At 39.3% G+C, this 24,659-nt stretch carries 19 protein-coding genes; 7 read left to right on the top strand and 12 right to left on the bottom strand.

From position 1 onward, the window contains the following. Positions 1-16 precede the first annotated feature (16 nt). The 5 genes from A3773_RS07935 to A3773_RS07915 all read right to left on the bottom strand — a co-directional run bounded on the left by A3773_RS07935 (position 17) and on the right by A3773_RS07915 (position 6,089). Entirely contained in the window at positions 17-1,972 is a 1,956-nt protein-coding gene (locus tag A3773_RS07935) for a TniQ family protein (RefSeq protein ID WP_082800574.1), read from the bottom strand. Further along, a complete protein-coding gene (locus A3773_RS07930) occupies positions 1,962-2,918 on the bottom strand; it encodes a TniB family NTP-binding protein (RefSeq protein WP_067984802.1) in 957 nt (318 codons plus the stop codon). Before A3773_RS07930 ends, A3773_RS07935 begins: the two co-directional genes overlap by 11 nt. Then, positions 2,915-4,843: a TnsB C-terminal domain-containing protein gene (locus A3773_RS07925; RefSeq protein WP_156473470.1), complete on the bottom strand. Its 1,929-nt coding sequence runs from the start codon at positions 4,841-4,843 to the stop codon at positions 2,915-2,917. The genes A3773_RS07930 and A3773_RS07925 overlap by 4 nt, the downstream gene beginning before the upstream one ends. Further along, positions 4,791-5,543 carry a TnsA endonuclease N-terminal domain-containing protein gene (locus A3773_RS07920; protein ID WP_067984798.1) on the bottom strand — a complete coding sequence of 251 codons (753 nt, stop codon included), beginning with the start codon at positions 5,541-5,543 and terminating at the stop codon, positions 4,791-4,793. Before A3773_RS07920 ends, A3773_RS07925 begins: the two co-directional genes overlap by 53 nt. 159 nt (positions 5,544-5,702) lie before the next feature. Beyond that, positions 5,703-6,089, bottom strand: coding sequence for a helix-turn-helix domain-containing protein (locus A3773_RS07915; protein ID WP_067984796.1), 387 nt, complete (start codon positions 6,087-6,089; stop codon positions 5,703-5,705). 295 nt (positions 6,090-6,384) lie between these two features. Here A3773_RS07915 and A3773_RS07910 point away from each other — a divergent pair, with 295 nt between their 5' ends. From A3773_RS07910 to A3773_RS07880, 7 genes are all read left to right on the top strand, one after another. Beyond that, on the top strand, positions 6,385-8,298 hold the full coding sequence (locus A3773_RS07910; RefSeq protein WP_067984794.1) for a hypothetical protein: 1,914 nt from the start codon (positions 6,385-6,387) through the stop codon (positions 8,296-8,298). A 51-nt stretch (positions 8,299-8,349) separates the two neighbouring features. Beyond that, positions 8,350-9,477: a phosphoribosyltransferase-like protein gene (locus A3773_RS07905; RefSeq protein ID WP_067984792.1), complete on the top strand. Its 1,128-nt coding sequence runs from the start codon at positions 8,350-8,352 to the stop codon at positions 9,475-9,477. Positions 9,478-9,480: 3 nt separating this feature from the next. After that, a complete protein-coding gene (locus A3773_RS07900; RefSeq protein ID WP_067984785.1) occupies positions 9,481-11,406 on the top strand; it encodes an ORC-CDC6 family AAA ATPase in 1,926 nt (641 codons plus the stop codon). Positions 11,407-11,409: 3 nt separating this feature from the next. Then, positions 11,410-12,519 carry a hypothetical protein gene (locus A3773_RS07895; protein WP_067984778.1) on the top strand — a complete coding sequence of 370 codons (1,110 nt, stop codon included), beginning with the start codon at positions 11,410-11,412 and terminating at the stop codon, positions 12,517-12,519. A gap of 37 nt (positions 12,520-12,556) precedes the next feature. After that, a complete protein-coding gene (locus A3773_RS07890) occupies positions 12,557-13,582 on the top strand; it encodes a PfkB family carbohydrate kinase (protein WP_197462743.1) in 1,026 nt (341 codons plus the stop codon). 1,040 nt (positions 13,583-14,622) lie between these two features. Next, positions 14,623-15,420 carry a MarR family winged helix-turn-helix transcriptional regulator gene (locus A3773_RS17700; RefSeq protein WP_156473469.1) on the top strand — a complete coding sequence of 266 codons (798 nt, stop codon included), beginning with the start codon at positions 14,623-14,625 and terminating at the stop codon, positions 15,418-15,420. After that, on the top strand, positions 15,401-16,087 hold the full coding sequence (locus A3773_RS07880; RefSeq protein WP_067984772.1) for a nucleotidyl transferase AbiEii/AbiGii toxin family protein: 687 nt from the start codon (positions 15,401-15,403) through the stop codon (positions 16,085-16,087). The genes A3773_RS17700 and A3773_RS07880 overlap by 20 nt, the downstream gene beginning before the upstream one ends. A gap of 490 nt (positions 16,088-16,577) precedes the next feature. Here the strand turns inward: A3773_RS07880 and A3773_RS07875 are convergent, their stop codons facing one another. From A3773_RS07875 to A3773_RS07845, 7 genes are all read right to left on the bottom strand, one after another. Beyond that, positions 16,578-18,461, bottom strand: a complete 1,884-nt coding sequence (locus A3773_RS07875; RefSeq protein WP_067984770.1) for a TniQ family protein — start codon at positions 18,459-18,461, stop codon at positions 16,578-16,580. Continuing rightward, entirely contained in the window at positions 18,461-19,399 is a 939-nt protein-coding gene (locus A3773_RS07870; RefSeq protein ID WP_067984768.1) for a TniB family NTP-binding protein, read from the bottom strand. The genes A3773_RS07875 and A3773_RS07870 overlap by 1 nt, the downstream gene beginning before the upstream one ends. Beyond that, a complete protein-coding gene (locus A3773_RS07865) occupies positions 19,392-21,290 on the bottom strand; it encodes a TnsB C-terminal domain-containing protein (RefSeq protein WP_067984766.1) in 1,899 nt (632 codons plus the stop codon). The genes A3773_RS07870 and A3773_RS07865 overlap by 8 nt, the downstream gene beginning before the upstream one ends. Next, positions 21,232-21,993, bottom strand: a complete 762-nt coding sequence (locus A3773_RS07860) for a TnsA endonuclease N-terminal domain-containing protein (protein ID WP_067984761.1) — start codon at positions 21,991-21,993, stop codon at positions 21,232-21,234. Before A3773_RS07860 ends, A3773_RS07865 begins: the two co-directional genes overlap by 59 nt. Positions 21,994-22,142: 149 nt before the next feature. Beyond that, entirely contained in the window at positions 22,143-22,547 is a 405-nt protein-coding gene (locus A3773_RS07855; protein WP_067984759.1) for a helix-turn-helix domain-containing protein, read from the bottom strand. 599 nt (positions 22,548-23,146) lie between these two features. Then, the gene (locus A3773_RS19140; RefSeq protein ID WP_368500064.1) at positions 23,147-23,302 is read right to left on the bottom strand and encodes a DUF2813 domain-containing protein; all 156 of its coding nucleotides are present in this window, start codon (positions 23,300-23,302) and stop codon (positions 23,147-23,149) included. A 489-nt stretch (positions 23,303-23,791) separates the two neighbouring features. After that, a complete protein-coding gene (locus A3773_RS07845) occupies positions 23,792-24,184 on the bottom strand; it encodes a hypothetical protein (protein WP_156473468.1) in 393 nt (130 codons plus the stop codon). Positions 24,185-24,659: the final 475 nt, after the last annotated feature.

The following is a 24,659-nucleotide window of genomic DNA, read 5'->3' as shown; positions in this document are numbered from 1 at the left end:
AACTGAATTTACAGACTTAAAATGGACACTTCAACTGAGCATCCCACTCATAATGTGTATTTGTCTGTGCCTGAGGAATAGCGCCTACTGATGCATAAGCCCAATCATCACCAGTACGAATAGCTCCGTCTACTTCCTTAACACCAACTAAGTCTCTCCTTAAATAGACCTTCTGAAACAGTGCCTCATTTAGTGGCCAGTCAGCATCAATAGATTGAATATTTAGCTCAGATAGTAAGCTAATCAGCCCTCTTGACTCAATTCCAGTAGCATTTGAAAGCTTTGAGAGAACAACATACTGCTCCTGGAACTTGATAACAGCTTCCTGAGAAATATAAGTGCAGTTCCCAGGACCAGTAGCCATACTCTTTTCCAAGAAACCCTTATCTACTAACTGCTTGATCAGTGTCGATGAAAGCTTCAACAGCATCTTTAATTGCTCTTTAGTAAAGACACTAGAATCCTCTTTGTAAGTTTCTCTCATATACCAATCCATCAAGCTAGCTTCATCAATTAATAAGCCGCTTAAACCAACATATTTGCTATCGTAGAAGCACTTAACATCTTCATTCAAAATAGCGTCATACAGCCGCACTAAAGGATTATCTATTCGATTTGATATTTTCCGAATGGCATCAGCTAAAGAAAGTCGAGAGTCCTCAATGAATGGTACAACTTCCTTTAACGTATCGATCAGCTCATGGATATCATCCAAAGAAAAGGACCAACTCTGGTAGTGCTTTTCCGGCTCTTTTCCCTTTAAAACCTCAGCATCAATCAAACTCTTCAGCTGCTTTCTGGTTATGCCAAGTAACGATGCTGTCGTCTTAAAATCGACGTAATTCTTCTCCTGCTCAAAGTAACGAATTAGGTCTTGCCGATGAACCAGGGTTTGGACCCTTTTATCAGAGCTTCTATAGTGGGCTCGAACCATTTCCGAGGAAATTGCATGTAATATTTTGGATTGACCTATACCAAATTGCCTAGAAATTGTCTGCAAAGAGACCCAATTATGAGCCTTGATCTCTTGATCAGAAAACAGGGTATTTCTGTGATTCACAGCATACATCCAGTTATCGTTTAAATACTCTTGCAAAGAGATTCTTAAAGCATCGAAGTCATCATGGGTGCAGACCTTGTAGAAAGCTTTGTAAAAGCGGCGGAGGAGGGCGTCTCCAGCATCAGGGCTACTTTCGACAGAGTGCTGGAGCTTGTCGAGGAATTCATGAAAACAAGACTGCTCGTTACCACATAGGCTCATAGCCAAGGATTCAATATACGGTTTTGCAGAATCCATTGAATTAAGCCCACCAAAAGCCCCTCGATGGTCAAAATTGTTTAGGTCTATTGGCTGCCAGGACGCAAAAAAATGTAAGTAGCTGATTCGCACTTCCAGGCTCCAGTTTTTCATCCCAAAGCAAATAGAGTAAGGCCAAGAATGAAAGTCTGAGGCTGGTTTTTCTATCGATAGTAGATAAAAGTAACGGCGAACATCTTCGGCAAGCTCTATAGATGATGCCAAACGCAAATCTGCCCCACAGCTACAACTATGCAAGCCTGCAAGCTCTCTGAAGTTCAATCTGGAATTACAAGAATGGCACGTATCAACTAGCCATACGTTATGCCTGGGGCAAGCTACCACAGACTTTATATGCCATATATTTCTATAGTATCCGTCCTCACGAAGACAAGAAGGGCAATATCGACAGCTTGTATAATTTAGATATTTACCTGGCAATTCAGAGATTTTATTTGATAACTCATCACATTCATCAAACCCCGTCCAAGGCTGATCAATTAAGCTATGAAGTAAGTTCTTGAATGTATAAGAAAGAGCACCAAAGTTATCTTTAAAAAGCCAGTGTATAAACTTGTACTTATTCATATCAGATAGCCGAAAAAGATAACCAAGAGGAGACTCTTCTTTATACGCGACTGGATGATAAATAGGCCTTATCAGCTCAGGCATCATTCGGCTCCTTAATAAAGGGCTGACTTTCTAGATAAAAGGGCATTCCCTCTCTAATCAAAGGCCTCTTGGCAAAAGAGGAACTGAACGGATTATTGCTACCAACCCCCTTAGACCAAATTGTGTCGGTGAAAGCTACTTCTAAATGTTTTCTTGATATCGACTTGGATCTAGAAAAGTAAGCCACTTCAAAAGCACCTAACATGAGCTTTACCAAGTAGCCCATCACACCATTAGTAGCGTAGAAAAAGGAAATCAACAGATTGTCATCAACTTCGATTCTCTTAGGAAGAGCGATACTTTTATCAAGAACAAAAATTGCTCCGTAAAAGGTCTTCTTATCCTCATGAGTATCGATTGAGAAGGGAGTTAGATCAACTCGGTGACTAAAGCGTCTACGGATTTGTTCATTCTCTTGTAGTATGCGCTCACTTCTCTCCAGTCCCATAAGTACAGTGGACACCCCTGACTTATCTATTAATAATTTCAACCAATCAGATACACTTCTTTGTGCTGATTTTGTTCCTTGATCAACAAAGTGCTGTAGTTCATCGAAGATAATTAGTTTTACTTCACATTGCCGTAAGTACAGCTGTATACGATTAGTCTTATCTTGCATCGACCCTCTACTGTAATTGGGATCGCCTAGTTCAATTAGTACAGCTTCGGCAAAATTCTTTACTGTTGGATGCGAGGGTGTATCAATAGCTAAAATTGGGATATTTAGGCACCCATTAACATCTTTCCTGTCATACCTATCAACGAACCAATTCTTTAATGTAGATTTGCCTGTCCCGGACGGCCCTATGCAAATCAAATTTTCTGGAACTGAGCACTCAGAGCATGACAAGAAAGCCCTTTCTATTTTCCGTACCGCCTTTTCAAATTGAGGATGCTTAATCGTAATTCCTCTAATAGCTTTGATTTTCTCAAACACTTCAGTATTCATTTCTTTCTCCCCCAATCGACCTCAAAGAGATCTTCTTCTGCAGGTGGAGTGAGAGGATTATTAGAATCTGCTTTCGGGGGCTTATTCACTGGTGTCACAGGCGACTGAAAGCAATCCATGTCTGATTCAATCCTTTTCGAGCGAGTTCTCTCAGTTATCTTTTTACTAGACAGACCATCTCGTAAGCGTTTCGCCAAGCTAACCTTAGCCAGCCTTAAAGTATCGGTATCAAGCTCCTTTCTATGTGCAGTAATCATTGATCTAATCAGTTTTTGCTGACGAACTGTCAGCCCTTCAGCTTCCTCACTTACTGAAGGCACAACAAAAAAATGTTCTTGTTGATCATCGTAAATCCAAATTCGGCCTAAATTCTCCGGATCCAGCCTGATACGGACACTGCTCTTATGTCCAATTCGATGGGAAAGAAGCTTAAGTTCATGCGAGTTGTACTGAAGGTTACAAACCTTAATACCTGAATGGCTTAGCTTTCTGTGATATTCACGGGTAAAAGCGAGATCAAATTGATAGATATTTGCAGGGATGACAGGCTCTATAGATTCCAAACCTTCCGTCCACTTCAGCCGTGGTGATGTGTTGATGCCACTATGAAAGCTCTCCTGGTAGATATTGATAATCCATTCATATACAAGAGACTGAAAATACCGAAGAGGAATCGAAGATTTCTTCACAGGGTCATAATCGGCCCTTTCATTAATATTCGAAAAAGTAGTACCAGGTAAACGCTTAGAAGTTCTGTCGTTGATATACCCTACAACACGCTCAATTGTCCCTTTAGCACTTCCCTTTCTAGGAGGGCAGAAGAAAAGCTCTATATTTAATTCCCTGGCTAATCGTTTCAATTGATGACCATGAAACTCTGAACCATTATCACAAACCAGAACAGATGGGATGCCATATGCTTTCCACTCATTATGGACAAACTCAAACTCTTCCTGGTATTGAGGCTTAGGCAATATCGAGTGCTTTAGAGCCAGCATCACTGATAGCTCTGAAGGAGGTTCAAAGCCAATATAGACTCCGAGAATCATCCTGGAATAGTGATCTATAAGTGCTGTTAGATTGGGTTTCCCAATGGCTAAACCTGTGCGATCATCAACGATGATGTTATCTATTGGTGTATGATCTATCTCTACACGCTCTAATATCCGCGAGGTAGTCACTCCTGCACCAGATGCACGATAAAATTCATCTGCAATGCGCTTTCCTTTTTGAGCACGTAGCTTCTCATAGCCGTCATAACTTGATTGATACTGACGATAGAAAGTTGAGCGTGAGGGCATCCTGAGAGGCTCTGAACAAGCTTTGTTATATTCCTGAAGCCGTACAATATATAAATCATAGGCGTCCTGAATACTTCCAGGAACTGGCCGTAATAGAACCTCCTCAGCAACTTCATGGAATAAATCCTTTAGATATCCCGAGACAAAGGAATTTCGCTTTTTAGTATTTATTGGAACTAATGCAGCAACATCATTCCCGCTCTGCAGCCACTTTTTCCACCACCTAAAGAGAGTACTAACACTTGGAGGGGAGGTGTCACCAGTTAGCTCAGAATGCTCCTTGATGACCGGTATTATTCCAATTCTAGTTGGGACGTCACCAACTACACCAATGACTGATTTCAGGTACTCATACCGACGTGAAGCTTCCGCCTGTGATTCATCCGAGTAACAGCTGAGTGGATTGAGTACTCCATTGGAGTGATCCTGCTTTTGTAAGTCACTAAGAATTTCTAATTCGCCTGTTACTAGGCTTTCCATCAAACTTTGCTTATCAAAAGAGATAAGAGCCCCATCATTTTGGCGCTCTAAAACTACCTGCTCATCTCTAACTATCCTGAAAATCTTATATTCAACAAACCTCAAAATGAGGTGCTGTCCTGTACGAAAAGAAGCAATTTTCACTGTACCCCTCCTCAGCTAGCTTAATGAAAGATGATCTAGATAACGGGGATTCTAAATTTGTAGTTATCACGTGATTGCCAATAAAGGAATAAACTCTGTTCAGGCCTCCAAAATACTCTGCAGCCATACCAACCGTTGGCAAAGAAACGTTATTCATCCAGTGAGTTATGTGCGCTCTTTCATTTTCAGTAAGAGGGGCCAAAGCTTTTCTCAAGGTAACCAAATTAGATTCGAGTATGGGGTTAAGAAGCTCTTTTTCGGTTATAACAATGAAGTTAATTCCCTGAGCTTGGTAATAGCTAGCAGCGGTTTGTAGCTTATCTAGAACATCATCTTTAAATAGATGGTTATAAGGCTTTATCTCTACCATCCATTCATTGGAGTCACTAGACACTAGTCTGAAGTCAGGTGTGTACTTGGAAAACCTAAAGCCTGGGGGGTAAATGATAGGGTTAGGCTGCTCTTCAAAGCTTACTATTCCTGGTGAGAACTCAAACCTGTAGCAGGCCAATCTTTCATACTTGGATTCCCAATGAATCAATCTTTCCATTTTGAAAGATGGGAATCGTCCTCGATATGTTATTCCAGAGCGATTAACAGGCTCCCTTGACCGACTATTTGGCGATTCTGCGCTAAAAATTGAGCGCAAAGATCCCTTAACACCTTTACCCAAAGGCGTAGCATTATAATTTTTAAACATAACTAACCCTTTCGTTACCAAAATCGGTAACAAAAATTATTGAATTTAGTTAGGTTGCTTGACGGGCTTAAGGAGGGGATAGATACTTTTAGTCACCACAACATGGTATCTATACCATCTGAAAGCGGGTCAAGCAGTGCTTTTCCCGTTTTTCTTTATCTAGGCGCTATTTTTCATCCTCTCTTCTCCAAGAACTTTATTCATTGAAACAATACTTCGTAACTCTTTGAAATCATCGATGGAAAGCAGCTTTAACGACTTTCGTAAGTCATAGATAAAAGCGTATCCCTCCATTGGGAGGTCTTCAGGCACATGCATCACTTTGATGGACTCATCCGCATATCTACGCAATAAGCCAGCTTCATCTTCTTGAAGCTCAAGTGCTAAGGTAATCAAGTTGATCAAACGGCCAGGAGGTGGGCTCTTTTTTCCACTTTCGATCAAACTTATATAGCAAGGATGAACCCCTACAGCATTAGCCAAATCTTTCTGTTTGACTCTTCGGTGAAGCCTTAAGGTTGCAAGATACCGTCCAAAAGGTGACATACCAAACCGCTCAAAAGTTACTCAGATAAGTAACAAAATAAGCCCAAAACCTGAACAAATCAAAGTTTTTATCTTATTTTTCAAAAAGTTACGATATATCTTAACTTTTATTCAGGTGTAATCTTTTTTTTTTGTAGATTCAGATAAGACTCAAGTTTTAATTATTCGCGGCTACAAACAATAAATCTGACTATTTCTATTCAGATAAACTTAGTAAATCAGATTTATATAGTGTGCAATTAGCCATCAAATATAGGATTATTTAGTCTACAAACAACCTACACAGTGAAGTGATATGGGAAAACCTTTCTCTAGTGAGTTGCAGAAGCTAAATGCGACTTATCAATGGACTGCAGAACAAGCGCTTGAAGATATTGTAAATGTAATTAGAACAAGCCATCATCTTCCGCTACTGTCGGTAGGCTCAGGCGGTTCCTTCTCTGCTGCTGAATTCCAAGCAACACTACATAGACACTTCTTTGGATCAATAGCAGTCCCTGTGACACCAATGGAGCTTGCATCAGCTATACCTCAGAACGGAAATACCGCTGTGTGGTTTATGTCAGCAAGCGGTAACAACATCGATATTAAAAGGGCTTACCAACATGCTTCTCTCCTAGAACCAAGAACAATTTGCGCTGTTGTGGGAAGAAAAGGAAGTAGGCTCGCTGAGTTACATAAGCGATATCAATATACAAATTTGATCGAATACGATCTGCCGGCTGGTAAAGACGGTTTCTTAGCAACTAATTCATTACTTTCTTTTACAACTATTCTATACAGAGCGTACTGCTCTGCGACAGATAGAACAGCAAAACTTCCTAAAGATATCAATTCGTTATTAAGCTTCTGCATTGAAGGCTTCGAAGATCTAAATACGTTGAAAGCTAAGAATAAAGAGCTATGTAGTGTAGATAGGCTTCATATCATTTACAGCCCAAAGCTTAAGTCTGCAGCAATAGATATTGAATCAAAGCTTGTAGAAGCAGGTTTAGGTTCAGTGCATCTAGCGGACTTAAGAAACTTCGCACATGGCCGACATCACTGGTTTTCAAAGAATGAAAATACAAGTGGCATCCTTTGCTTAACCACAGATGCTGATGCAGATCTCTGTCGAAAAACACTAGATTTGCTTCCTGAAGCCATACCTAAAGGTATGATTGAATTTAAGGACAGGGGCCTACTTGAGCTTATCGCTGGAATAATTTTTTCATTCTACTTTACTAGCTGGAAAGGCCATATAAGAGGTATCGATCCAGGTAAACCTGGCGTGCCTCAATACGGATCAAAGATATATAGGCTTTCAACTCGTTCTGGATTTATTTCATCACAATCTAAAGAAAAAGCAGCTGTTCGACGAAAAACATCCCAAATTCATCAATTTAACGATGCTGAATGGTTAAAAGCTTACAAACAGTTCAATAAGAATTTAACTAATCAAGATATCGGAGCGATCGTATTTGATTACGATGGAACACTGGTTGATAGTCGTTATCGAAGATACCCACCTAGTGCAGAACTATGTAGTGAATTAGTAAGGCTACTAGATCTTGGTATCAAAATTGGCTTTGCAACAGGTAGAGGAAAGTCCATCAGAGAAGCACTTCAGGACAGTAGTATAATACCTGAAAAGTACTGGTCTGATATTTTAGTTGGATATTACAATGGTTCGGATTTGAGCACGTTAGATGATAATAACGCACCTAATCGTGATACTAAGACTTGTCCAAGTCTACTTCCCATTGAAGACTTGTTGAGTCAAAACCAATTAGTTCAATCGATAGACCCCAATATAACACCTCGAAGCAAACAAATTACTGTTGAGCCAAACCTTCCCGTTTCAGAGTCATTTTTATGGGAGTCAGTTCAAGATCAATTAAGCAGCTATCCCGATATAGATATAAATATCACTCGATCAAGTCATTCAATTGATATTCTTTCCAAAGATGCCACTAAGCAAGATGTAGTTAACAAACTGGCAATGTCTTTAGATGAGAACAAGGTTGTACTAACGATTGGAGATAGGGGAAAATGGCCAGGAAACGACAGTCAACTTCTAAGTAGTACCTTCTCTTTAAGTGTTGATGAGGTTTCAAGCGCTATCGACAAATGCTGGAATCTCTGTCCAGCGGGGACTAGAGGACCTCAAGGGACACTTAGTTATCTAAAAAGAATTAAGAGCGAAAAAGGCAAAATAAAATTCAAGTAGGGAAGATTACTAATGAACAGGGAACTTTGCTTACGCTTATTAAGCAATATAATGAGCTGGGATGAAGAAATTGCAACTGAAGAGTTCAAATGGCTTTCTTTCATGGCGTCATATAAGTATGACGGTTATAGAGACTACCATGCTGGTGCTCGATTTATCGAAAGCCTTGCGACATGGTTACAGCAGTTTTCTCCTGAAGATAGAGCGAACGCTTATAACTTCATCAAACACAATTTAATTTACTTTAGCCCTGCTGAAATTTATAGATTGGTTGAGAAGTTTTTCCCTGAATTTGTACAAAAAGACATCATCTCTAGTGTAGCTAAAGCTAATGGAACCCCTTCACATAAAATTTGGTCATCAAGTAAGAACATAAAAGACTACCAAATTGAGTGTAGAAAAACACTTTTCATGGGCCTAAGCGATGGTGCAAGGATCGACACTCTTAGGAGAATGAATGCAGGTACAATTTCTAATGAGCAAGTAGTGATAGCAACACAGATTAACGATGAAAAATGGACAAGCCTGTTAGAAGACCTGAGAGAAGACCTAGCCAACCATTTTGGGCTTGAATCGAGCGAGGAAAAATTCTCTCGTGTGTACTTGATTGACGATTTCACTGCCTCAGGAACCAGCATATTACCTGATATTGATGTTGTTAAAAGATTGAAAGGAAAGCTCTTTAAATTCCTTAACTCAATAAATAGTGAAGAATGTGTATTTGCAAAAAATTTTGAAATATATGTTCACCACTATATCGCGACAGAACACGCCAAGAATAACATAGATGCATCTTACTCAAAGGCTAAAGATCAACTCCTAGAAATATCTGGTACTGATGACATTAGATTCACATATGGCCTAGTGCTTCCTGAAGAAATAAGCATAAAAAGTGGTTCTGACCACCCATTCTCCACTTTATGTGAAAAGTACTATGACGAAGCAATTGAAGGAGATGGGAAGCATGGCGGTCAAAGCGGTACAACTTGTAAAAGGTTCGGATATGGACAGTGCGGTCTTCCTGTAGTGATTGAACATAACACTCCTAACAACTCTCTACCACTACTTTGGGCTGAAACAGAAAGCCAAAGCGGCCACAGTATGAGGCCTCTTTTCAGGAGAAGGGAAAGACACAGCGATATGAGTAGTAATGATACAACCAATATTAATAAGGCTTAGTAAATGAGTAATCCATTTGAGAAAAGGGCAACAGAATACCTGAAGGATTCTTCAGCTTTTCTATCTATCGTTACTCCAGAACCTTTAGATACATTCTTTTCTAATCCAGCAAAAGATGACTCTCTTTTTGATAGGCTAAGCGTTGTTATTGGGACTCCAGGTAGTGGTAAGACTACAATTGCAACTCTAATGCAATACAACACAGTATATACCCTCATAAATAGCCCAAACCATACAGAATACGGCGTTCTGCTGGATGCTTTAAAAAAGTGCAAGATCGTTGGAGCTGAGAATAATATTGATGTAATTGGCTGTAGGATACCCATGGAGTCAGAATACAGGGATTTCTGGGAGTTACCCTATTCTGAAGAAATAAAGCACGGTCTTCTAAAGTCATTCTTACAATCAAGGGCAATTATTCAGTGGCTTAACTACTTACAACAGGATGAATCTCTCGACTTTAAAAAAATAAAATTCTTGTACAGAGATCAAGCTACCGTTGCATCTGAAACTTTAGGTGGCAGCCTTGCTGAAGAAATTTTAGAGAGAGCCAAAAAGGTTGAAAGAGTTATATATCAAGTTAGTGCATCACTAATCCCGCCAAAGATTGATGACATTCCAAAGTTAGCTTTAGAACCATATCAGTTATTTGATTCAATTCTTAATATCGAAGTTAGTAACAGAGACGGCAAAAAGTCAAAATTACGCCCTCTAGTTATACTGGACGATGTACATACCTTACATCCTGACCAAATATTTAGCCTCCGTGATTGGCTAGCACGAAGAGAAATGAAGATATCACGTTGGATGATGATGCGTTTGGATGCTCAAACTCCTGAATCGATTCTTCACAGCGAACTGACTTCTCATTCAAGCATTGGAATGGATACAACTATTCAGGAAAGTAGGGAAATATCGCAAATTTGGCTTCAAAGTGGTGAAGATAGATTATCGAAAAGAAATAACTTTCGAGTTATGGCTAAAAACATGGCGGATAAATACCTCCGCTTGATGCCGATATTTCAAAGGAATGGTTTATCATCAATTCAAGATATTTTAAATTCAAAGCCATCTGAGTTAACTAAATCAAATCTAGAAAAGCTGAAATCTTCTGTTTCTAGATTACAAGATAAGAACAATATAAGCCCTACAGTTATTGATGATTTTAACAGTCAAATAGAAACCTACTTTAATGGCGGCTCTAATGTAAAAGGTGGCGAAGATGTAAAACTTGCAACGTTAAAGATATTATTGAATAGGTATATCAAAAGAGTTCCCCAAGCCAGTCTATTTGAAGATCAACTAACAGCAGAACCGTCTAAGCCGATTAAGTTGAATTCAGGCATTGTAGATGGTGCAAAGATACATCTTCTTCATGAGTTCAAAAGACCGTATTATTTCGGGATTGATGATCTTTGCGATGGTAGCTCTGAAAATGCCGAGCAATTCTTATTACTTGCTAGCCAATTAGTTAGTGCATCTGAAACTAAGATTATTCGTGGAGATAGAGCCGAGTTAAGGGCTGATTTTCAGCACAAGCTATTGAGAAAAAAAGCTGAAGAAATCATATCCAAGTGGGCTTTTCCCAAGCACTCAGAAGTAATTCGAATATGTAATTTAATCTCCGATCAGTGTATCAAAAAGTCCTTAGAGCCAAACGCATCTTTAGAGGGTGGCCCAAATGCGATCGGCATCCCAGATGAAGATTTTAAAAAAATATTGAACAAAAAGCATGATCTCGCCCAAGCCTTGAAATATGGTGTTGCATACAACGCGCTAACCATAAAGCGTAAGCATTCAACTAAAAATAGATTTTGGACTCTTATCGAATTATCAGGCGTATATAAAATAAAAAGTGGCCTTACATTTAAACGAGGCGGCTTTCTTGAAAGAGATCTTGAGCACCTAATGAGCATTTATAAGGACTAGTTGATGAAGAACGGCCGATGGAGTGAAAGGTGCGTATCCCACTACGATGAAAGTGTATTAAGCTTTTTTCAAGAGCACTTCTCTTGTGACAATAAAAAATGCTTAGTGATTGGTGGTGCTGGTTTTGATCCTAGAAGTACTGAAATCATATCTGAGCTTTCAAGCACGCTAAAAGGCAGGCTTTCAGCCTTCATGATAAAAGAGGAAAGACCACAACCAGATGACGAGTTGATCATTCGGGCAGATGAAAACCTCAATTCATTGAAGAATCTATGTTCCAATTTAGATGTAGAAAAAGTCGAAATATTCTCTGACGACGGGGCTGTTGTTGCAGGTCACAATATAATAAAAGCTATTCGATCTATTGATTTAGATGGATATACAGATATCGTTGTTGATATGAGTGCCATGTCAATGGGAATAAGCTTTCCTATTATTTTATATCTATCAAAAATGGTTAATGAGCATGGCTGCACAGCAAATATTCATATAGCTATCATTTCCAACCCTGATCTTGACTCTTCAATAAAATCAGAACCAAATGATCAACCTAGTGATGTTCGTGGTTGTGATCGAGAAGCTTTATTTGGTAGCAGCCAAACAGCCACTCTGTGGTTACCACTACTAACGAAAGGGAAAGAACAACTCCTTAAGATTATACATAGTAATTTAAAACCTCATGATACGTGTCCGATCTTACCTTTCCCTGCAGACGATCCGAAAAAAGGGGACCTAATAGCCTATAGCTACTTCTCTGAGATTCATACAGCTTGGGGGGGGGCGCTGGAGAATGAATGGGGACTTGAACCACAAAATTTCCTTTATTCGGATGAAAGAAATCCCCTTGATATCTATAGAACTATATTGAGAATATCCCAAGATCGTCAGCCTGTGTTTGAAGCTCTAGGCGGTTCTACTATTGTTCTCTCTCCTTTAGGCAGCAAAATACCAGCAATTGGTGCTCTAATGGCAGCTTTAGACAAAAAGTTTCCAATAGTTTATGTAGAGGCCTTGTCTTATAATGTTGACTGGGAAAAATTAGACTCTCCTGGCAATTTACAGACCAAACCAAAACTAACGCATATTTGGCTATACGGCGATGCTTACGCATAGCTTGAGCTCTAGCATGAATCTAGTCGAGCAATCACTAATGAGTAGTAGTCTTACAATACATGGCACAGGGCTTGTAGCGCTAGACATTGTCACTGAATCGTCACCCGAAGGTACAACTTATCAATGGGCAGGCGGAACCTGTGGCAATGTGCTAACCATACTTTCTTATTTAGGATGGAACTCATTCCCAATATCGAGAATGGATGATAGTCCTCATTCAAATAAAGCAATTCAAGATATGAAGTCATGGGGGGTAAATGATCTATATTTATCACTTCAGCCCACTGCTTCTATACCGGTAATTTTCGAGGAAATAATACCTGGTAAGGGTTCACAGCCTGCTCGACATAAGTTTCATTGGCGAAATTGCCCTAACTGTAACGAGTGGTTACCTAGCTATAAGGCGATAACTCTTAAAGCATCTAAGTTTCTTAAAGAGGATGATACAAGTTGTGATGTCTTCTTTTTCGATCGCGTATCTCCTGCGGCAATAGATCTTGCAGAATTTTATAAGAATAAAGGTAGTATTATCTTTTTCGAACCTTCCGCTAAAGGAGCTGCTAATCACCTTCAGAGAGCATTAGAGTTAGCTGATATCGTTAAGTATTCTAATCAACGCTTTGACTGCGAAACCCTACAATCTGATAAGCGTCCATTCCTTGAGATTCAAACACTTGGCAGCGAAGGTTTGCAGTATCGAGTGAATAGCCAAGGTGAGTGGTGTTCTATACCTTCTTTTGAAGTGAAGAAAGTTCTAGATTCCTGTGGTTGCGGTGACTGGACAACAGCTGGGATTATCTCCAAATTATGTACAGGAACGAGAGAGGATTTATATTCAAATAATCTCGATTCTATAAAGGATGCTCTCTCATATGGACAAGCTTTAGGATCATGGAATTGCGGTTTTGAAGGAGCTAGAAGTGGTATGTATTCCATGACTAAAGAAACATTCGAAAACGAAATCTGTTCGATTTTAGAAACAAAGTCCTATGAAGGCTCATCTCATAAACCAAACATAGAAAGTTCTGATACTTTGAATAAGTGTCCACTTTGTCCAAACTGAACTTACTTCACTAAAAAAGCAGCCATATGGCTGCTTTTTTTTGCATGTTTCATCTTTAGTGAAACACTGTCTCACAAAAATAGGACAGTGTTTCACTATTCATGAGATTCGACAAAGTACTTGTCGGTTCTCATATGTAATGAAATGAAAAACCTACATAATACAAGCTATTTCACTATATATGAGAATAGGGCACGAGCCCAAATTCTCATATATAGTGAAATGGATAGGAACCATTCTCATATGTAATGAAACCAATCAGAATATACCTAGCAGCTTAAACGACAGCACTAGCTACTTTCTGAGTAGCTTGATGGTAACCCATCTACTGCAACTTTCTCTGCGTACTCTTCAATTTTATTAAGCCCATCAAGATAACCCTTAAGCATCAAATTAATGCGAGAGAGTTCAGAGCGCAAACAGTGTTTCAGCCAGCTCCTGCCAAATAGAGCCAATCTTATTTAAACGCTATTTCTCATCAACATTCCCTCCTCGAACAGCTTTAACCCTACCATTTGTAGTCGTGCGTCTTTCTTTAGCTAAACGCTAATCAAGAGCAGCAATTGCACCAGCAAGAAAGACTTAATCACTTCTATTTTATGCTCCATTTAATGCCACATGTCCTCCAGAAACTTTTTCATAGGTTTACTTGAGCAATCTTTAAGAGCTATATCGTAGTCTTTAGCAACTCGTAGATATTCGTTTATTGCTTGGTCAGACTTAGATGGATAGTTATCAAATACATCTTGGGCTTTGATAAACTCTTCGAGAGCATCTGAATCTTTAAGCGAAGCAGCTGCTGCCGCTACTGTCTCATAATACTCAGCTAGGGTGGCTGCGCACGCTCGGTAGCCATAGCAAGAACCTTCACTTTCTCCCTCTCAATATACTGACTAACTAACCAATAGACGTAGTGATAGGGGGAACAGATCAAGAAAGCTGAGCCTCAGAGTTATTGCTATGCCCCAAACTAGAACACAGATGGGCTTTTAGTGATATAATTCCGATATCGGAACTAAATGAAATGCGAGCCTAAAGTTATGAGTAATTCACAGGCAATCAATATAGACAACATTATTTCAGCCGAAGAATTTGATGACCTAAAAGTATCTGAGCTTCGGGTTCTACTTGTTCTTTCCATGTTCAAGCCTGGGAAGTGGATGCCTTTGCATGAATTACGTGGTGATACTGAGAAGACTAGTAGCTTTAGCCGGTCTGTAACGAAGCTTGTATCTAAAAACTGGATCGCAACAAGTAAAGATCCTCATGATGCCAGAAACAAGCTAGTTAGGTTAACGGTGAAAGGCCGGAATAAACTGAAGAAACAGCTGAAACCTGAAACAAGGGTTTATCAGGGTAGCTACCAGCCTACCGATATTCCGTATACAACAAAGCGCCGCTATCTCACGGGACTTGCCGCATTAAATCTGCCGTCCAACGAAGGAACGGGAGATTGGCACTTCATTGAAACGTTTAAAGGTTCGCATGGAAGAAACCCTGGGCCGTTTTTTGTGGCGGGTGACAACTATGCAGATACATACTCAGTCTTTGGGTCTGAAGGAATTGAGGATCAAACAAAAAGCCTTGAAGAAGCAGGTGTCATTTCAAATACAAAACTCTTTGCGGCCAACCATTATCGAGCAATGGCTGACATGATTTTTCAGCGGCTTCATGATGGGAACGGTATCGATTCATATGTTGTCGATGACTGGTTTCCAGAGAAAAAAAATAAAAGAAAACTTGCCTCTATGTTGGATAAGCTAGAACCGGTTCTAAGGACAGACCAAATGAGAGATTTAAGGGCATGGAGAAGCAAAAATGACCTTACCGCAGCTTGAGGTGATCGATGAATTTTCACCTCTGCAGAAACAGCATGTGGAAGTCATGGCTCGTATTGCACAAAAGTTTTCTGATTCCCCTATGATATTGAAAGGGGGAACGGCACTGATGCTATGTCATGGATTGGATCGATACAGTGAAGACTTGGACTTTGATTCAACAGTTCAAATCAAACCAGAAAGTCGTATGAGGGATGCATTTAAAGGTGTTCCCATTAACCTCGATGCGATCAAACAAACAAAAGATACTCAAACGACAAAACGATGGATGCTTGAATATACCGGACCTGAAGGTAAGGGACGAGTAAAGTTCGAAGTGTCATACCGAGCATTACAGATAGATGAACAAGCTTATACGACCATCAATGATATTAAGGTTTATCACGCTCAAGAGCTCATTTCTCAGAAGCTGAATGCTGCGCAAAATCGATCAAAGATAAGGGATTTATTTGATCTTGGGTATTTAGCACGTGAGTTCACTGAGCTTTTTACACCAGATCAAGTTAGCACGTTGAATGATATGGTAATTAATCCTGATAGTTTGCAGTCTAGGTACGCAGCCGACCACATTGAAGACTCAATTCTCAAAGATATAGATCTGGAAGACTTGGTACTTGAGCTTGGTCAGAGTGCAGAGGAATTGAATAGTATAACTACAACTAATTGATCTTAATTTAAAGCTTACTTTTTCTTGGCCCTGAGAGCATTATTGGTAGCTTATGGATGGGGTCAATGGTGAAATGCTCACATGCTGTTTATCTCCTTAACCGGTTGTTTAATCACGATAGCCTGGCTGCCATTCCAGTATGCAAACCAATCTGACTTCTGACCAATTATTATTAAAATAGCCTTTTGACCTTTTAGGTTTCTCCTCCATTCACTTATATCAGAGGTAGAAAGAGTTGGGTGGGGGTCAGGGTGTATTGTATGCCACTCACCTAGATATGTTTGAAGCTGATTGGAATATTTACCTTTGCCAGGTGTTCAATTGACCAGCAGACCGTTTAGTTGTTACTTGTTTGAGTACTCATTTGTGGCCAGCTCTATGAGCAGATAGGCACTTTGAGGTAGTTTTAGCAAAACTAGTTAGAACAAAATTTTAACTTAAAAAGGTCTGAACTGTTTATAACAAACCTCAACCAATCAGCAATTCCTACCTAGAAAACAAAATTCCAGTCATCCATGGAGGCGACTATCGAGCGTACCTCCGGAACGTCGATAAGTTCATACCTGTAATAGATTTTCTGAACAAACTGTTCTGGTTTTTCCCAATCATCATCTACAGGATAGATTCCCTTTTCACTGAACAACTCCATCAAAACAGCGGATGAGACTTCACATACTCTAGACAACTTTGATAGTAGTACGTAGCGGTTCTTGAAAGTATCCACTTCCTTATGAGTAATAGATAACTCCTCATCCCTTTTACTAAACCTAATGCGTTGGATTAATCCCTTTTCAACAAGCTGGGGGACAAGCATTGAAGATACTTGAAAGTATCTTCGCAAAGAGTTAATGCTGAAATAGTTAAGATTTTTCTTCTTCTGCTTTAGTAAATACCAATCCTTCAAATCTTCTATATCAATGCAGACTCCCCTAAACCCGACATACTTAGGATCAACAAAGGCTTTAAGCTCACGTGTTTTGATTGCTGTAACAATAGTAATAAAGGGATTCTTTATAGTATTTCCTACTTTCCGAATAGCCTCAGGAAGATAAATATATTGGACCTCTATAGGTGGCAAGGTAGTAAAAACAGAATTCTTCAGTGCATATATATCCTCTAGGTGTATAACCCATTCCTTTTTAACTGTCTCATCAGGAGAAATCCCTTCAATGAAACCACTTTCGATAAGAGCATAAAATTGACTTTTAGTTATACCGAGAAGCGATATAGCTACTTTTGCATTTACAAACGTTTTCTCTTGATTGATAAATTCAACAACATCATCTCGGTGTATAACTGTATTTTCCCTTGATTTTACACGTCTAATTCGAGATCTAATCGAGCCGCTAGTAATTCCTTCTCGAAGCATAGCTTTTGAAATATTGTATTCTGAAGAAGCAGGCTGTAGCGCTATCCACTTATGATTTTCGATCGCCTCTTTACTGAATAGTGTGTTCTTCTTATTTATCGCATAGGTCCAGTGATCCTTGAGATAATTCTGAATGGAAGTAATGATCAATTCTTGACTTGGATGTGTACATATAGAAAAAATTCGTTGGTAAAACCTTTTGAAATAAATATCTCCGCGGCTTTGATCACTAAAAACCTCTGAATGAAGACAGCTTAGATACCGTTGAAAATCCTCCTCTGTAGCAAACCAAGCATCAGCACAAGCTGTCGAGTAATATTTAGCTTCAGGGAAGGTATTTAACCCTGTAAAGTAGCCAGTTTTTAAATTCTTCATATTTTCAGAAGGCTGCCAACGAATAAAATTTATTATCAGTTTAAGCCTATACTCTCGATCAAAAAGAGGCCCGTTGAAGGCATGACTAAACCCAAAATCGGGCTCTGCAATACACGATTTACCATCCAGGAAGTTCTGCATTCTCAACACTGTTGTTGGGACATAATTTGTATCCTCAACATCTATCAAAGACTCGCCACAGCAACATGAGGTTATAGAGGACATAGATTTGAAGTTAAGCTTTGAACCACATGATCGACACTCATCAATGAGCCACATCCTATGCTTAACACAAACAACTGTAGTACTTAGCTGCCAGCTAGCACGATGATAAGGCCTCTCTTTCAAACACTCTTTGCAGTAACGAAACGATTCAAAACGAAATAGTTTCTGATCTACGTTGTATATCGCAGATATCAGTTCTTTGAATGTATAAAAGCCAGTCCATTTCGCATCAATCAAAGCTTCAAGTAACTTTTGAGGGGAAAAACTAAAAGGCTCGCCATCAGCACTAAATAGCCATTGAACTCGTTTATAACCATTAGCCTCAACAACCCGAATTAAATACCCAATAGGAGACTCATCTTCAAAAGCTTTCGGATAGACTAATGGAATAATTAAGGTCGCCATTATACTTCCTCCGGACTCATCAAACGATGGAAGGGCATACCTGGCTTGATAAGCCTCTTAAAAACAAAATCTTCATTAAATGGATTATTAGTTCCAATCCCAGCAGACCATATTGATTCCGTAAACGCAGCCTCGAAATCCTCCTCACTTATGTGACTTCTGCCGAAACTAGATGCACTTCGAAATGCAGCCATAAGCAGTGTCTGCATGTAACCAATAACCCCATTCGTTGCATAATGTATTCTCCTTACCAAATTATCAGACAGGTTTGTTTCCTCTTGCATGTCCACAACCTTCAACATGGCACGTAGTACACGAACAAAATCCCAATAACTATTCATCTTAGCTAGAGAAAAGGGCTCTAAATTAATTCTACGACTAAAACGCCTTCTGAGCTGCTCATTCAAACGAAGAATGTGCTCACTTCTTTGTAATCCCATAAGCACGACTGATGCGTTTGATCGGTCAATAATGGTTTTCAACCAGTCCGCAGCCTGACTAGGTGTAGACCTGCTTCCCTGATCAACAAAATGTTGTAGTTCATCAAAAATAATAAGTTGTACTTTACAGGTCTTTACTAATGTCAAAATCCTGTTTGTTTTTTCTATAGCAGTACCTCTGTTAAAAAGAGGGTCTCCTAATTCAAGCAATACGGCTTCTGATACATTCTTCACGGTAGGTAAAGAGGGTATATCGACCACAAGAACTGGTACAATTTTTCGGTCCCTAGTCTGATAAGGAAGATGCTGATTGAGAAATTTCTCTTTCAATGTTGTTTTTCCTGTACCGGACATACCTAGACACAAAAAATTTACCGGCAACCCTGCATTTTTTAGTTCATAACATTCATTTATTTGTTTGTACGCGCATTCAAATTGAGGGTGATGAACTATCAGCCCATTTAGCTTAGATAATGATGCAATCTGGTTCTTATTCATATTTTATCTCCACATCAAAATCCTCTAAACCAGGAGGAACCAACAATTCAGAGCGATCCAAATCCTTAGGGTTATCTAAAATTACTTCTATAGGGTTTTGCTTAAGTTGTGCTGCTTGAGTTTTAGCTCGAATACTCTTGCTGTTAGAAAGCTCATTTACATGATCAGTAAATTCTTTTTTTGCCTGAAGAAGACTAGGAGTAATGGCAGCCACTTTTTTTTCATTGCGAACAGATAGTACAGATCTATGCTGTCTCAATGAGATGCCTTCAGCATATTCAGGTTTAGTACAAGGTACGCTGAAATAACGTTGATTTGCTTTATCTAAAACCCATATTTTACCTACGTTTTCAGGGTCAATTCGCACATGTACAGTTGCGTTAGCTTTAAGTTGTTGTCGAAACAACCTTAGTTCATCAGAGCTATAATTAAGTTTAAATAGACGAATGCCTTCATGAGATAACTTCCTGACATATTCTTTTGTCAGAATAAGATCAAGCCGCTCTCGGCTCTGTGGCAGAATCAATTCGATATCTTTTAGTCCGTTCTTCCAAACATTAGCCGGTGTATCATCCAGCCCTGCATGCGGACTATGAATGTAAATGTCTATTACCCACTTATGAATCAGTTCACGAAGCTTATCTAAAGTGACAGACGCAAGCTTTGTTGATTCGTACTCCCCGCGTTCAGATATACTTCCATAAGAAGTCCCTTTTAATTTATGGCATACAGCTCTATTCAAAGTACCCAGAAAACGTTCAACTGACCCTTTATAATGTGGTTGTTTTGACGGGCAAAAGAAAAGCTCTGTATTAAGCTCATTACACATCCGTCTTAACTGATGATCATGAAATTCTGAACCATTATCACAGGCAAGAGTTGTAAAGCACCCATAAGCAGGCCAGCTATTCCTTATTGAAGGGAACTCTTTACTAACATAATCCTTAGATAAAATTGCATGTCGAATAGCACGCATTACTGATACTGAAGAGGGGGGTTCAAAGCCTATATAAAATCCTAAAGGCATCTTAGAAAAGTGATCTAAAATTAAAGTGAAATTTGGGCGACCAATTACTTTCTTGGTATTTTCATCAACTACGAAAATATTTAACGGTGTATGATCAATTTCCACTCGCTCAAGTATGCGAGAAGTCACATATCCCGCTCCATGCATCCTATAGAACTTATTAGCCACTGTTTTCCCTTTTTGAGCAGCCATTAACTCAAATGGATCTAACAACTTATCTAATAAACGATAAAAAGTCGCTTTAGACGGCTTTTGATATCTAACCCCCTTAATAGCGGATTCATTAATATTCGCCAAAATGTAATCGTATACATCACTTTTTGTATGCGGCGTAGCCTTTAAAAGCAGAGACTCAGAAGCATCAAGAATCATTGGCCCAAGCTCCAGAACATAAAAAGAACGACGACCTAGTTTTTGCTTAGGAGCTAGCGAAGAAATATCTTTACCTGATTCAAACCAGGCCCTCCACCAACGATAAATAGTGATAGGACTAGGAGGTGAACAGTCACCCAAGGTTGCAGAAATGTCGTCTATCCATACCTCTACTGCCTTTAGGCTTGGTCTTTCACCTCCTCTAGCAATAATTTGTTGTATATATTCAAACTTTGAAAAGGCTATCTCTTGGTCCTTTTCAGAAAGGCAAGAAACATCCTTTGGCAGACCCTCATCAATCCCTAGGTTACCGATAAAAGACAAAGTGCCATTGGAAAGAGCTTCAGATAGTTCAGCCTCCGTATACAGGACAATTGCTAAGTCTGGCTTCCTCTCCAAAACAGCATCTTTATTTTCAAGTGTTCTAATAATTTCATAAGTCGACGAGTTCAAAGTCAGGTGCTGACCTGTACGAAAAGATGCAAGTTTCATGGTTAGTATCTCCTACAAAGATAATTAACGAATCAGGCTCTATAGGCCTATTCATATCTGTTCCACATACATTATTTGCAAGCAGGGCGTATACTGTGCCAAGACGACCAAGTATTTGCGCTAGTCCAGAAATGGAAGGTAATAAGGTTTTTTCACAGAACTTCTTTGCTTTTTCAATTTCCGCCTCACCAAATGGAAGCTTTTGGTACTGGCGAAGGAAGTGAATATTGCGATCTAATTCCTTATTTGGTAGCTCTTGGTCCGTTATAACTCCAAATTTTCGTCCGACTTTCTCAAACTCTAAAGATGCTAAAATTAACTTGTCTCTAATATCCCTTTTCTGCAAATGATCGAAAGGTTTTATTTCTATGATTAAAACGCTCCCGTCAGTAAAGTGAAGCTTGAAATCGGGTGTATACCTCCTATATTTACCCTCAATGAACAGCCAAATAGACTCTGGTTGTTCATAGTACTGTTTTATAGAAGGCGAAAATTCAAAACGATGACAAGCTCGCCTTTCTAATTGAGACTCCCAATCAATCATCCTTTCCATTTTTACTGAAGGAAAATGCCCTCGGATCGTTCTTCTAGAACGAGTAACAGGTTCTCTTGAACGACTGTGTTTGAGCTCTGGACCCAAATTAAAGGCAAAATCATCCCCGCACCGTACCTTCTGAGGCACAGCAAAATTTTTCTTAGACATATAAAACCCTTACCTAATCAGGTAATAAAAATCACGATATAAAGTAGGGCGCTTGACTGAATTCGAAAGGAAATAGATACTGTATTTGCGAGTTACAGGTATTTATACCGAATCGAACGGGCCAAGCGCATGCTTAGGCTCGTTTTTGTTTACATAATATCCTCCATTACTAATTCTGAAGTTTGGCTCTTCTTTTCTGTAACATCATTTATTTTCAAAATAGATTGAATTGCTGCTGCTTGGCCAGCTGAAAGTTCACTAATACATTTATGAAACTGGTTAGCTAAAAGGTAGACTTCCAAGGAAATGTCATCAGGTAAATGGAATACCCTTGCAGATTGCTCAGCATAAAACTTCAGTTGGCGTTTCTCATCTCGATTAAAGTTTAATACTAAAGAAATTTTTTCGCGGATATGAATAGCAGGAGGCGGCTTCTTGCCCGTTTCCATCAAACTTATATAGCTAGGATTAATGCCCAGCAAGTTTGCTAATTGCTTCTGTTTCAGATGCCTACTTTTACGCTTCAGCTCTAGGTAACGACCAAAAGGAGTCATACCCTATCTCTCATGCTAATTAAGTCAACCCATTATAGTAAACAGCAGCAAAAAACTCAATTAACCCTTTATAAACAATATGTTACATATACTGTATTATTATAGTATTTCAATATACTGCATATATATTTTTCCTGAAGTAAATAAATCAAATGATTCTACTTTGTTATTTGTAGACTCAAGATCACTTGCAACACCATCAAGGTCGACACGATCAACTGATGCAAGGGCATCTTCAAGTAATGGTCGAAGGGGAGAGTTCCGCCAAGATACCAATTGAGCTTCAGCCTCTCGCAGAGCATGTAGCATATCCAAAGATATTCTACGGCGCACTCTATTAGGGACTGATCGAGTCTCATCACCTCCGCCAAAGACTAATAATTCATAATCTTCACTAGAAGTCGCGGTTCCTAGACTTCAGCCTTTTTCCTAAACACATAGCTTAGTCTCGCCACAGTGGGTTCATCGGCTCTACGAAAGTCTGTCAACAACGCTGTAAGTGCCGCATCACTATCGAACTCGGAGAAATCCAAATGTACTTCTATTTGAAATGTACTTCTATTTGAGGGTCGTTAGACAAGTCAACGCCATCCCAGAGATCAGAGAACTTTAGATGCCTTTGAAGAATCGGGTAGTGACGAGTCGAGTACTAATCTAACTGCGTAAAGAAGGTTGCTTTTTCCTACACGGTTTTCCCCTAGCACTACCATGTTTTGTGCCAATGGAATATTAATAAATTGAAAATTACGGAATATTAATAAATTGAAAATTACGGAAATTCTGAATTATTAAATTTGATAAATACACATCTAATTCCCTGATAAAAAATCACATTCCCAATCCGATAGCACATCACCGGCTGTGATTAAGTCCTTATTAACTTTCAATGCATTCGCAGAGAAACACTCTTGTAAATTACGTCAAATTAAAGACACTATCCGCGAATTGATCACTTAAAGGTTGCCATCAAACTTGTTCTTGAGCTGTTGCTTCTTTTCAATTAGCTTATTTTGAACATTTTCTTTATCAGTGATCTGAAATGCATGAAAAAGATTGCCGCAGCAGAACCAAAGAGAGTCATAGCAAGAATAGCCGTATAAGGCCTTAGAGGGGATAGAAGCTCAAGGGTACTATCCCCGATAATCAACACGGCTCCTATACAGCACAAACAAAGGCCAAAGCAGATTATCCTAATTGAAACGCGGGTCAATTCCTTATAACCCTTATCAATCCGATCAAGAAACTCAATCTCCCATTGCCCCCACAAGAGCCGATGTCTCCTTCACATTAACCAGGTCATACCTGTAGGAAATACGATTCATGTATCGCTCTTCTTTCGGTAATTTGTGATCGATTGCCTTGATCTTATGGGCTTCAAATAACGGTCTGATTTCATGAAGTTCTAGCCCAGATTGCTGAGAGAGTTTCGTAAACAGAACATAGCGTTCTTTAAACTCATCTACTGATTTGGCAGGGATGTAGCGACTTTCTTTCTCACCACGTTTAAATGATTGGAGTAAACGCCTTTCGATCAGCTGCTTGATCAGCTCGGTAGAAACACACATTGACCTTTCAAGCTGCGACATTGTATAAAGACCAGAACGTTCCTCATTTACTTTTCGGTGATACCAAGCCATTGGTCTTGTTCCGAGAAGTAAAGGCTTCTAAGACCGATGAGCTGTGACTTTCTTCTAGTCTTAATAGCCTCAGACTCTATTGCCTCAAGGATAGCTACGGTGGGGTGATCAATCCTATATCCTACCTTTCTCTGCGCTTCGGGAAAGGGGGTATATTCATCTTCGACAAAGAAATCACAGCTTTTAGTGAAACCGGATAAATATGAAATGATTATTGGAATGCCTTCTTTTGATGATCCAACTGTCGAATCTCACTTGGCTTGAAATAGAAAAGCCCAAAAGTATCGGCTATTTCACTCTATGTGAGAACGAGGAGAAGGGTCTAAATCTCATATAACATGAAATATTTGGTAGGAATTCTCATATAGAATGAAACGACCTCGAAGGTCAGCTTTCGACACAGGCTGTGTGAAAACTAACAAAACCCTTCCCGGAGCTTACACAGGCTTAAGTTGGTAAAATGGTCAGCGAATTC

This window comes from Neptuniibacter pectenicola (genome assembly GCF_001597735.1).
GTDB classification, from domain to species: Bacteria; Pseudomonadota; Gammaproteobacteria; order Pseudomonadales; family Balneatricaceae; genus Neptuniibacter; species Neptuniibacter pectenicola.
This window is presented reverse-complemented; position numbering and strand designations above follow the sequence as displayed.

Excerpts from the sequence above, each read along its gene's own strand:
- A3773_RS07935 (WP_082800574.1), bottom strand. The coding sequence starts at position 1,972 with ATGATGCCTGAGCTGATAAGGCCTATTTATCATCCAGTCGCGTATAAA.
- A3773_RS07930 (WP_067984802.1), bottom strand. The coding sequence starts at position 2,918 with ATGAATACTGAAGTGTTTGAGAAAATCAAAGCTATTAGAGGAATTACG.
- A3773_RS07920 (WP_067984798.1), bottom strand. The coding sequence starts at position 5,543 with ATGTTTAAAAATTATAATGCTACGCCTTTGGGTAAAGGTGTTAAGGGA.
- A3773_RS07915 (WP_067984796.1), bottom strand. The coding sequence starts at position 6,089 with ATGTCACCTTTTGGACGGTATCTTGCAACCTTAAGGCTTCACCGAAGA.
- A3773_RS07910 (WP_067984794.1), top strand. The coding sequence starts at position 6,385 with ATGGGAAAACCTTTCTCTAGTGAGTTGCAGAAGCTAAATGCGACTTAT.
- A3773_RS07905 (WP_067984792.1), top strand. The coding sequence starts at position 8,350 with ATGAGCTGGGATGAAGAAATTGCAACTGAAGAGTTCAAATGGCTTTCT.
- A3773_RS07900 (WP_067984785.1), top strand. The coding sequence starts at position 9,481 with ATGAGTAATCCATTTGAGAAAAGGGCAACAGAATACCTGAAGGATTCT.
- A3773_RS07895 (WP_067984778.1), top strand. The coding sequence starts at position 11,410 with ATGAAGAACGGCCGATGGAGTGAAAGGTGCGTATCCCACTACGATGAA.
- A3773_RS07890 (WP_197462743.1), top strand. The coding sequence starts at position 12,557 with ATGAGTAGTAGTCTTACAATACATGGCACAGGGCTTGTAGCGCTAGAC.
- A3773_RS17700 (WP_156473469.1), top strand. The coding sequence starts at position 14,623 with ATGAGTAATTCACAGGCAATCAATATAGACAACATTATTTCAGCCGAA.
- A3773_RS07880 (WP_067984772.1), top strand. The coding sequence starts at position 15,401 with ATGACCTTACCGCAGCTTGAGGTGATCGATGAATTTTCACCTCTGCAG.
- A3773_RS07875 (WP_067984770.1), bottom strand. The coding sequence starts at position 18,461 with ATGGCGACCTTAATTATTCCATTAGTCTATCCGAAAGCTTTTGAAGAT.
- A3773_RS07870 (WP_067984768.1), bottom strand. The coding sequence starts at position 19,399 with ATGAATAAGAACCAGATTGCATCATTATCTAAGCTAAATGGGCTGATA.
- A3773_RS07865 (WP_067984766.1), bottom strand. The coding sequence starts at position 21,290 with ATGAAACTTGCATCTTTTCGTACAGGTCAGCACCTGACTTTGAACTCG.
- A3773_RS07860 (WP_067984761.1), bottom strand. The coding sequence starts at position 21,993 with ATGTCTAAGAAAAATTTTGCTGTGCCTCAGAAGGTACGGTGCGGGGAT.
- A3773_RS07855 (WP_067984759.1), bottom strand. The coding sequence starts at position 22,547 with ATGACTCCTTTTGGTCGTTACCTAGAGCTGAAGCGTAAAAGTAGGCAT.
- A3773_RS07845 (WP_156473468.1), bottom strand. The coding sequence starts at position 24,184 with ATGGCTTGGTATCACCGAAAAGTAAATGAGGAACGTTCTGGTCTTTAT.